At 59.5% G+C, this 2,301-nt stretch carries 1 protein-coding gene; it reads left to right on the top strand.

Features of this window, described 5'->3' with window-relative positions; genetic code table 11:
• The first annotated feature begins 241 nt into the window (after positions 1–241).
• Positions 242–2,095: an erythromycin esterase family protein gene (locus N0B51_RS14765; RefSeq protein ID WP_259963361.1), complete on the top strand. Its 1,854-nt coding sequence runs from the start codon at positions 242–244 to the stop codon at positions 2,093–2,095.
• Positions 2,096–2,301 lie beyond the last annotated feature (206 nt).

Genomic DNA, 2,301 nt, shown 5'->3' with positions numbered 1-2,301 from the left:
CTCTCGATGCTGAAGCTGTAGAACAGCGCTTCCTGCATCACCGTCCGCTCGCCCATCATCCCTGATCTCCCGGCTGCGGGGATCATTGAATCAGCGGTCTAGCCTCTCGGCAAGGGGAGTTTTTCAACAGAATAGACCCCATTGCGGACATTGGAATACCAGCTATCCTGAGCCGGCGATGAGAGACTCATCCGCAGCCTCGAATGAAGAGCGAATTCCTCCTCGCTTCATTTTAGCGCTGGTGACACTTTTCCTGGGTGCAAGCGCCGACCGGCTGCTCGCATCCCAGCCTAGCACAGAGCTGCATCCCGTCTCAGCTTGGCTATCGTCGGAGGCCGTTCGCCTGCGCACAGTGGAGCCCGAGAGCGGACTCGCCGACTTGCAACCCCTAAAGCAAATCGTGGGCGATGCCCAAATTGTTGCATTCGGCGAACCAACCCATGGGAACCGAGAAATCTTTCGGCTCAAGCATCGAATCTTCGAGTTCCTGGTCGAAGAGAAGGGATTTGACGTTTTTGCTCTTGAGGCTCCGCTCCCGGAGTCTTTCGACCTCAATGAGTATGTCCTCACAGGCAAGGGTGACCCAGCGCAAGCGCTTGCCGGAATCACGATGTGGGCGTGGGACACTGAGGAAGTGCTCTCGACCATCGAGTGGATGCGTCGATATAACCAAGACCCGGCGAACACACGGAAACTGAAGTTCTACGGCTTTGACATGCAGGCTCCTGAACGGGCTGCCCGAGTGACTCTCGATTATCTGGCCAAGGTCGATTCCCCATTAGCCGAAGCAGCCCAGGAGGAACTCGGCAGCCTCGCCATTCCGTTTTCCGATCCTGAGAGTTTCGGCTGGCGCCCGGATATCGAAAGCGAGGGTGACGTTTCAGCTCTCGAGGCTGTCCGGCTGGTCGTTGGGGAACTCGACTCCCGCCGGCACGATTACATCGCCCACACCGGTCGAAAGGAGTGGGAGCTCGCGCGGCGGCACGCGCAAGTGCTGGCGAGCTTCGTCGAGGCCAGCGCTGAAGCAGGGCGAGACTGGGACCGCGTCCGGGACCGAACAATGGCCGAGAACTTACGCTGGATAGTCGACAGGGAAGGCAATGACACAAAGGTCTTCGTGTGGGCCCACAATAGTCACGTGGCGGATACGACGATCGCTCGTTGGGGAGACGTGGACACTGCCGGACGTCACCTGCGACGGATGTTCGGGGAAGACTTGCTGATCATCGGAACGCTCTTCGATCGAGGAGAGTTCGCGGCGCTCGATGCCAGCTCGAAAGAGCTGCGAAGTTTTGTCGTCGATTCAGCACCAGAAGATACCGTCGAAGCCAAATTCGCAGCCGCAGGACTGGGGCTCGCGATGATCGACCTGCGGAGCATTCCATCTAAAGGTCCCGTTGCGGAGTGGTTCAGCGAAGAGAGACGGACTCGCCACAGCGGGGGCGGCTACAATGAGGCCGCTCCAGAGCGGTCGTTCATGGAATACGTGCTCCCCGAGGCATTCGACGTTCTCGCCTTCTTTCGCTCGACAACAGCCGTGAAGGCCGTGAACCGGGCCGACTATGGCGCCTTCCCGACGCTCGCGGCACCCGAGAATCTCGACTTCGAAGGCTGTCGGGACGGCGAGTCGCCCAAAGGATGGATTGCCTGGTCAAAGCTTTCACGCGCCGGTTTCCAGGTTGCCACTACCGCAGAGACTGTCTTCAGCGGAAGTTGCTCAGCGATGATCCGTCGTCCGCCGGGACACTATGCCGGCGAGGTGGCGGGAAGCTTGGTTCAGCGTGTCGATGCCGCTCCCTATCGCGGAAAAAAAATTCGGCTTCGTGCAGTCGCGCGGGCAGAAATCCCGGCCAATGCGGGTCTGTCTTTTCTCAGGCTAAAGGTCGAGCGAGCACCGTCGATCGACGTGCACAGTCTCCCTGACCTAATCTTCGACAGCTTGGACGAGCAGCGGGTGACGTCGAGGGAGTGGCAAAGCTACCGGATTGTAGCGGACGTGCCGGAGAGCGCAGCTGTCATCTCTTACGGGCTGTTCCTTGCAGGTCTTGGCACCGTCTGGTTGGACGACGTCGAGGTCGACTCGATTGAACCGTAAGTCGCGCTAAACTTTGGTCGGCCTGACCCTAGTGTCCGTTTCCCACCCCACTTGCGGACATTGGAGCGGAGACGACGCGTCCCTTAAAGCAGCCGCTCGCTCGGTCACGATTTGGATGTCCGAAACTGGGCCGTGTGTGGACGGCCCTCCGTTGGCAAGGGTATTTGGAGCTTTGCCTTCCGCTGGTTGAGGCGGCCATGTGTCCG

It is taken from the genome of Tsuneonella litorea (genome assembly GCF_025154015.1).
Classification (GTDB): domain Bacteria; phylum Pseudomonadota; class Alphaproteobacteria; order Sphingomonadales; family Sphingomonadaceae; genus Tsuneonella; species Tsuneonella litorea.
This window is presented reverse-complemented; position numbering and strand designations above follow the sequence as displayed.